The following is a 7,994-nucleotide window of genomic DNA, read 5'->3' as shown; positions in this document are numbered from 1 at the left end:
AAACTTTTGCCGATTGCCTCTTGCCGATTGCCTTTTCTCGAACGATTGTGTAAGTATTCAAACGGACTTGATATGACCGCACGATCGCTGATTGCGATCATTTCAGTTCCCCATGCCCCGTTGGCTGTTGGCTGTTGCCCGCCATAAAAAATGCCCCCCAATGCGTCCGATATTGGAGGGCAGACAAGTGTCATGTTCGATGCTGGCGATCGGCGATCGCCAGAATAAATTTCCCCGATCAATCAATTACACGAACGGGACAAAATCGGATTCGCCGAGGGATGCACTCACCCCTTCGAGGACGGCCAGAACCTCGTCGCCGAGGGCGATTTCGGTGGCATCACCGGCGGCCGAAATCGAGACATCTGCAAAGGTCAGACCGTTGGCCAGCCCGATCAGATCCGTACCCACCTCGAAGTCAGTAATGGTATCGGTTCCTTCTCCCTCGGCTAAAACGAAGGTATCGGAACCCGAGCCGCCGGAGAAGTCGTCCCCGGTGAGGGTGTCATCTCCCAAACCGCCCCGGAGCAGGTCGTCGCCCATGTCGCCCCAGATCTGGTCATTGCCCATATCGCCGAAGAGGCGATCGTTACCGGCTTTTCCGCCGATGCGATCGTCGCCTTTACCGCCGAAAATCACATCGTCGCCACCCACCTGAACTTGAGGGCTGCGGCTGTTGAGGTCGCCCCGCAGGACATCATCGCCCTCCAGGCCGAAAATGGCATCGTTGGCGAGTCCGCCGGCGGCGGTATCATCGCCGTCGCTTGCCCGGATCAGATTGCTGACCGCACTTCCCACAAAGGGGGTATCATCAATGACACCGCCTCCGAAATCGTAGGTGCTGGTACTGCCACTGACTTCGTTAGCCACAATCAACAGGGGGCGTCCGGTGGGGCTATCTTCCGCCGCCACGAAGTCCAAACCCTCCGGTGCCAAGTCGCCCGCGGCGGGGTTGCTGCTGCCATCTTCGAGAGTCTCCGGTACGTCGAAGTTGCGGGTGTTGATGTACTCGACGAATTGCGGATCGGTGGGATCGCTGATATCGTGAACCGCAATACCGCCGACCCGTTCTAACCCGGTGAACAGATAGGTTTTTCCGTCCACCTCGCCGATGACGTTCCCTTCCGGTTCGGGGCCCTTGTCGTCGCTGCGATCGTCAAAGGAGTCATTATCGTCGTTGGTGGAATTGAAATTTTCGGGGACCAGTTCGGCGGTGATCTGTTCAAACTCATCCCCGCTGTCAAACACCAAATTTCCTTGTGCATCCCAAATCGAGAAGGAACGGGCGCCGAAGGAATAGAGTTCGTCAAAGTCTCCGTCGCCGTCCGTGTCGCCGAGGGTGTTGGTGATTTTCAGGCGCCCGAGATTTTCATCGAGTTTGAGTTCTTCGGCATCGGGGAAGGCGTCCGGATCTAAGATGACCTCTTCATCTCCGATCCGTGCTTCCTCGTTGAACGTATCATATTCGCGGGCGTCGCCCTCGTTGGCGGTGACGAAGTAAGTCTCGCCGTCAACCGCGTAAGTGGAGATGGCGTCGGGCTGGTACATCCCGAAGACGGGCCAGTTTCGGATGTTGATGCCATCGTCCCGGTTGCTGGCATCCAAGCCGTTTCCGGGTTCGTCGTAATCCTTAAAGCCGAAGCCGACAACATCGGTAAATGCCTCAGAATCGAGGTCTAAAATACCGATCGCGTTATTTTCCTGGAGGGCGACATAGGCGGTGCTACCGTCGGGACTGACGGCGATATATTCCGGTTCCAAGTCCTGGGCGACGCTGGCGCCGGGGCCGAAAATCCGGACGCCCGACTCGGCGAGTTCATCTTCCTGGCCGTTAAAAGCCGTGAAACCGGCGGTCGTTACGGTGGCATCTTCGATGCCATCGGAAATATCGACGATGCTGACGGAGCCTTCCGGGTCGAAGGTGTAATCGTCGTTGGGAAAGGCTTCGTTGGCCACCAGGGCTTTCGTACCGTCGGGGGTGAACGTCACCATGTCGGGGGAGTAACCCACCTCGACGGCCCCGAGTAAGTTGCCGCTGGTGTCGAAGAACACGGCGTTTCCTTTCTCATCGACTCCCGCCCCGACGGCGGCGACGACGACGCCGTTTTTGACATCGACGCTGTTGACCTCCCCGCCGAAGCCGGAGATATCGAGATCGACATCAACTTTGGTGATTTCGCTGGGGTTGGTGAGGTCGAAAACGTCGATCGCCTTCTCGAACCCGTCAACGACAAATAGACGGTTGGTTTCGGGGTCGAAGGCGGGAATTTCGGCTGCCCCTTCGTCAAAAATACCGGTTTGGTAGGTCCCCAGTTGCGTGAGTTGTAGTTGTTCTGTCATGATTGAAATTTAGTGATGATGACTTCCCTAATTCTTGAGAGATCAGCCGAGCAAATGATCTGGGCTTGAAGGCGTGGCATTTGAAAGGTGATTGACATTAACAATTGGGAGTTGCCACCCAATCGGACGGATTCAAAGGTAGCCGGTTCCGGTTCCGAGCCACGGCCCGATTGACAACTGAAACCCGGTTTTCAAGGATTGAGATCGACTCGATGCGAGTCGAGACATTGGCAACACAATCTTTTCCAGTCGCTTCGCCGCTTTCATGCATGGTTTGACCCGCAGGGTTGACAAAGAGATGCTATTTTATAAGGTCGGATTTTAGGCTAAAAAAAACACAACGTTTTCCGAGAAATTCAAGGCGGCCGAATTTTGATACGGGAACGAGCGTCCCGGCTTCAAAAAGAATCGGACGCCGATTGAATCCTCAAAAGAGGGGTGGCGGGCCAGCCCGGTGAAAGCGACGAGCCGATCTCAGAGAAATTCTGAAATCATGTTGACTGATGTCTAAGTGTAAGCCCAATTTACCCGGATCAAGATAGTTTTGTAAACCTCCCCTCTCCGTGTTTTTACATAAGCTTTACACGAACTTTAAATGAGAGATTGTTTTATAAAGCCAATCCGGAGTTGATTAAGAAATGCTATTTGTCCGGGGGACGGAATTCGATCGCAACCGGGACTCAATTGCGATCGCGGCGGGATAGCTACACTCCCACTTCCACCGGAGTTTAAACAAATGTGATATCAACTGTTCATCGATCAATTTTATACACTTTTGGCGTCCGCCGACGATCAAAATTCATCGATGTCGCGTCCCCCAGAGCAGACCCTGACTCCGACGGCGGTCCGTCCGCCGACGCCAGGGGCCAACCCAGTTGCGTGGGTTGTTGATAAATGCGCCGCAGGGTATTCACGTCTCGGGGAGAAATGGGCGGGGGTTCGCGGACTTGGGCAAAATACATCACGTCCGTTTCCTCGGGACTGTGGCCCCAAATCCCCAGGGCGTGGCCGAATTCGTGGCGAGCCACCGACGCGACGTAGGGTCCGGTTTGGGTGGGACTCAACAAAATGGTAAACTGGTGCGTCAGGAGCCGGGAGCCGGTTTCGGTGGTGCGGGTCAGGAGGCGGTAGCGGGTTTCGCCGGAGCGAGCCCGCAGGTGGCCCGGTTTGAGGGGGGGGCGGCGTCGGAAAATCCGGATGTCGGCCCGATCGCGATCGCCGGTGATTTCCAGGGGCACGTAGGCATCCCACTCCATCACCGCCGCCAAAACCGTCTCCCGCCAATTCTGGGAGGGGTCGTCCTCCCGGCGCTCGACATAAACCCGAACCGGCCACCGCGACCAGATCAGGTAGCCGAATGGCGGCACTTCGATCTCGTCGAAATAGTCGCCGGCGGTCGGATCTCCCCACTGCTCCAGGGTCGGCGGCAGGGGGTGCGGTCGCGAAGGTATCCCGCCATCAACGGCGGGCGATCGCAGACTGAAGGCGACGACGAGGCCGGCGGCCAAAAGGCCGGCCCCCCAGACTCGAAATCGTCGCTGTGCACCCATACAGACTGAAAATTCCTCGCGGTCCGACGGCCTATCCGACCCAGCCGGCGCTCAAAATCACCGTCAACCCCATAAAAACGATCGCCAGCATCCAAGTGATGCGGTTGAGGGTGACTTCCGCACTCTTGGCGCTCGTAAACAGTTGAGCCTGTCCGCCGATCCCGCCGATGCCGTCGCCCTTGGGGCTGTGCAGGAGTACGAGGACAATCAAACCCAGGGCCGACAAAGACCAGATTACCTGTAAAATTTCAGTTGTCATGGTTTTTTTCTCTCTTTCGTCCGCATTTGGCGGTCAATCCGACCCATTTTAAATGGGTATCCGGCGATGATTCCCAGAAAGGGTCGCGGAAACTCCCGAAGACGCACGACTCGGGCTGCAAGGATTTTAACACCAAATACCGGATTTAGGGAAGCCGGGATAATTGATAATCGAGCGCGACAATTGATAATGAATTGCCCGTCCCCGACGCCCGCCCCCCCGTTTCGCCGGTTCCCGCTTTTCCCTGGAATGGAATACCCATTTTTGACTAAAATTGAAAAGGCGCCGACGGTTTTGCCGTTATTTTAACGATGCCACATTCTTCCGACGAGGCGATCGCCCGACTGCGCGGAAGACGCTCGCTGTCAATCCAAACATAATAACTCAATGGATGATTGGGACAATGGAAATCGCTCGGACATTCCGACACCGAACCGTTCTCCGGCTCAACCCGAGGGAACATCCGCGACCCTCATGAAGCCGACACCCAAACCGCCGGAATCCCCGCCGGAGGAAGAAGAACGCGGCTTTTTACCCGTTCTGAGAAACCGCAATTTTCTCGCCCTGTGGAGCGGCCAGGTTTTTTCCCAACTCGCAGATAAAGTGTACCTGGTGTTGATGATCGCCGTCATTTCCACGCGGTTTCAACAGGCCGGCCAGAGCATCAGCGGTTGGGTTTCGGCGATCATGATCGCCTTCACCATTCCCGCCGTTTTATTCGGCGCCGGGGCGGGGGTATACGTCGATCGCTGGCCGAAAAAGCCGGTGCTGGTGCTGACGAATTTGCTCCGGGGCGGCTTCGTGCTGAGTTTGCCCATATTGCTGTGGCTCTCGGATGGGATGAAACTCGGAAAGTTCCCGTTCGGGTTCTGCCTGCTGTTGCTGGTCACATTTCTCGTCTCGACCCTGACCCAATTTTTCGCCCCCGCCGAACAGGCGGCTATCCCCCTAATTGTGGAGCGCAAGCACCTGCTATCGGCTAACTCCCTGTACACCACTACCATGATGGCGTCGGTGATCGTGGGATTTGCGGTGGGGGAACCCCTGCTGGCCCTGGCGGACACCCTGGCCGAACGCCTGGGGAGTCAGCTACCCGTCGGCAAGGAGTTGATCGTCGGGAGCGGCTACGCCGTCGCCGGGTTGCTGTTGCTGCTGATGAAAACCGGCGAAAAGCGGATGGAGAACCCCCACGAACAGCCCCACGTCCTGGAAGACCTGCGGGACGGGCTGCGCTACCTGCGGGACCACCGGGGCGTCCGCAACGCCCTGATTCAACTGGTGATCCTATTTTCCATCTTCGCGGCCCTGGCGGTTTTGGCTGTCCGGGTGGCGGAGTTGATCCCGAACCTCAAATCGTCCCAATTCGGCTTTCTCCTGGCCGCGGCGGGCATCGGGATGGCGATCGGGGCGGCTATTTTGGGCCACGCCGGCCACCAATTTTCCCACTTTCAAATGGCGCTGTTCGGGTCCGTGGGGATGGCCGTCTGTCTGGTCGGACTGGCGTTTTTCAGCCAGCAACTCTGGCCGGCTCTGGCCCTGATCGCGGTGTTGGGGGTGTTCGGCGCGGTGGTGGGCATCCCCATGCAGACCACCATCCAGGCGGAAACCCCGGAAGAGATGCGGGGCAAGGTGTTCGGCCTGCAAAACAATGCCGTCAATATCGCCCTGTCCCTGCCGCTGGCTTTGGCGGGGGTGGCGGAAACCTTTTTCGGCCTGCCGGCGGTCTTTTTCGGTCTGGGGGCACTTTGCCTGGGGGCGGGTAGTTTGACCTGGTACATTTCGAGGCTGAAACTGTCTCGGGAGCGGAAATTTGGGAATTAGCGATCGCGCAGTTGCCGGTCAACTTCCCCCACCGACAACCCCAGCGCCGCGGCGATTTGTTCCGCTCCGGTTGAATGCTCGGAACACAAAACGGGTTGGATATCCAGACCGCTTTGGAATCAATTCCAAAGCTAATAGCTCTTTGCCGATTGCTGAAAGCTGATTGCTATACGATCGCGGTAAAAATTTAAAACGGAAAAAAGGGGGATTCAACCGAAACCCCCTTCAATTTATCGATCGCGTCCCCGCAATTTTCGGGCGATTTATTTGTCAACAAAATTGCCGTACAGTAGCTGTTTGGACATGGTAGATTCCCGGTCGATTTTGAAGATGAAAATTAAACGGCGCTGTAGACAACGGCACCGTCCCGACTGCGGTTGTGGATTCTCATCAAATCTTCCCGCTGCAATTCTTCTAAAATCGTGCGAATTTATTGGGGAGTCCGGCCCGTTTCGACGACCAAATCGGACAGGGTGACTTCTCCCATTTTGTGGGCGATTTTGATCAGTTGAACTCGAATATCTTCAGAGCCGGGATTGCTGTTTCCTTTCGTCTGCCGTTTCGCCTTGTTGACGGCGCGGGTATTTTCGACGGTGGCGATGACGGTATAAATAAAGCCGAATCCCGTAGTGAAGTCCTCGTCATCTACCTGCCGTCCTCGGTAAATTTACGGAGTTTTGACAAAAGCGATCGCCCGAACGTTTAAAATGTGAAATTGAGCCGCCGAACCCCACCCGCGATCGCCTCGATGCACGACTCGAACCCCAAAATTCAGATCGAACATCTGGTCAAAATTTACGGAGATGACCCCCGAAGGGCCCTGCGGCTGTTCCGGGACGGACACACCCGGGAGGCGATCCGAGAAAAAACCGGCCACGTCGTCGGCGTGGCGGACGTTTCCCTGACGGTGGGACGGGGGGAACTGTTCGTGATCATGGGACTCTCGGGTTCGGGAAAATCCACCCTCGTCCGCTGCATCAACCGCCTGATTCCCCCCACCAGCGGCCACATTTACATCGATCGCGAAGATATCGCCCGCGTCGGCGAACGGCGACTGCGGGAAATCCGGTTGACCCGAATTTCGATGGTATTTCAGGGGTTCGGACTGTTCCCCCACCGGACGGTGGCCGAAAATGTGGAATACGGTTTGAAATTGCGGGGGATGGAGAAGGGAAAACGCCGTCAAAAAGCCCTGGAGACGCTGGAAACCGTGGGGTTGAGGGAGTGGGCCGACGACCGTCCGGCGGCCCTGAGTGGGGGGATGCAGCAGCGGGTGGGGTTAGCCCGGGCTCTGGCGACGGATGCGGAGATTCTGTTGATGGACGAACCCTTCGGCGCCCTCGATCCGCTGATCCGGCGGGAGATGCAGGACGAGTTGCTGCGACTCCAAAAGCGGCTGCACAAGACGATCGTTTTTATCAGCCACGACATCCAGGAGGCGGTGAAACTCGGCGATCGCATCGCGGTGATGCGGGACGGGGCGATCGTGCAAATTGGGACGCCGGAAGACCTGATCGCCGCACCCGCCGACGACTACATCCGCGCTTTCACCCGAGATATCGATCGCGCTAAAGTGATGGCGGTGCGATCGCTGATTCGTCCGGTGGAAACCTGTCAATTTCCCCTCGATCCTTCCCAAACTATCGACAATTATCAAAATCGTTGGATTTATTGCGTCGATTCTGACGGTCAACTTTTGGGGCGAATCGAGAGAGTTGAATTGGAAAAAATGGGCGATCGCGCCGAGTTCAATTTCCCGACAGACTATCCCCAGGTGGACGCTTCCGCGCTGCTGACCGACGTTTTTCCCTTATTTAAACTGGGGGTTCCCGTGGGGGTGCGCGATCGCGACGGGCGGTTTTTGGGAATTGTGGAAGCCCCGGATATTTTGGCGGCTTTGGGGGATATTAAATGGGGACAGAAACCGGATTTCTAGACATCTCGGGTGGAGAGGAAGAAACCGGGTTTCTAGAAGCCGCTTGGGTTCTCCCCTAAGATATTGGAAGAAACCCGGTTTCTAGAAC

At 56.6% G+C, this 7,994-nt stretch carries 6 protein-coding genes; 3 read left to right on the top strand and 3 right to left on the bottom strand.

Features of this window, described 5'->3' with window-relative positions; translation table 11 throughout:
* Positions 1-246: 246 nt before the first annotated feature.
* From LKE08_RS00705 to secG, 3 genes are all read right to left on the bottom strand, one after another.
* Positions 247-2,340, bottom strand: coding sequence for a choice-of-anchor I family protein (locus tag LKE08_RS00705; protein ID WP_324702273.1), 2,094 nt, complete (start codon positions 2,338-2,340; stop codon positions 247-249).
* Positions 2,341-3,092: 752 nt separating this feature from the next.
* Positions 3,093-3,890, bottom strand: coding sequence for a matrixin family metalloprotease (locus LKE08_RS00700; RefSeq protein ID WP_324702272.1), 798 nt, complete (start codon positions 3,888-3,890; stop codon positions 3,093-3,095).
* Positions 3,891-3,921: 31 nt separating this feature from the next.
* Complete coding sequence (secG, locus tag LKE08_RS00695; protein ID WP_324702271.1) at positions 3,922-4,149, bottom strand: preprotein translocase subunit SecG; 228 nt, start codon at positions 4,147-4,149, stop codon at positions 3,922-3,924.
* A gap of 387 nt (positions 4,150-4,536) precedes the next feature.
* Here secG and LKE08_RS00690 point away from each other — a divergent pair, with 387 nt between their 5' ends.
* From LKE08_RS00690 to LKE08_RS00680, 3 genes are all read left to right on the top strand, one after another.
* Positions 4,537-5,970, top strand: coding sequence for an MFS transporter (locus LKE08_RS00690; RefSeq protein WP_324702270.1), 1,434 nt, complete (start codon positions 4,537-4,539; stop codon positions 5,968-5,970).
* A gap of 433 nt (positions 5,971-6,403) precedes the next feature.
* Positions 6,404-6,676 (top strand): hypothetical protein, encoded by a 273-nt coding sequence (locus LKE08_RS00685; protein WP_324702269.1) that lies wholly within the window; start codon positions 6,404-6,406, stop codon positions 6,674-6,676.
* A 9-nt stretch (positions 6,677-6,685) separates the two neighbouring features.
* Positions 6,686-7,906 carry a glycine betaine/L-proline ABC transporter ATP-binding protein gene (locus LKE08_RS00680; protein WP_324702268.1) on the top strand — a complete coding sequence of 407 codons (1,221 nt, stop codon included), beginning with the start codon at positions 6,686-6,688 and terminating at the stop codon, positions 7,904-7,906.
* Positions 7,907-7,994 lie beyond the last annotated feature (88 nt).

Source organism: Lyngbya sp. CCY1209, from assembly GCF_035615495.1.
Taxonomy (GTDB): Bacteria; Cyanobacteriota; Cyanobacteriia; order Cyanobacteriales; family Microcoleaceae; genus Limnospira.
Note: the sequence above shows the minus strand (reverse complement) of the source record. Positions and strands in the feature narration are given on the sequence as shown.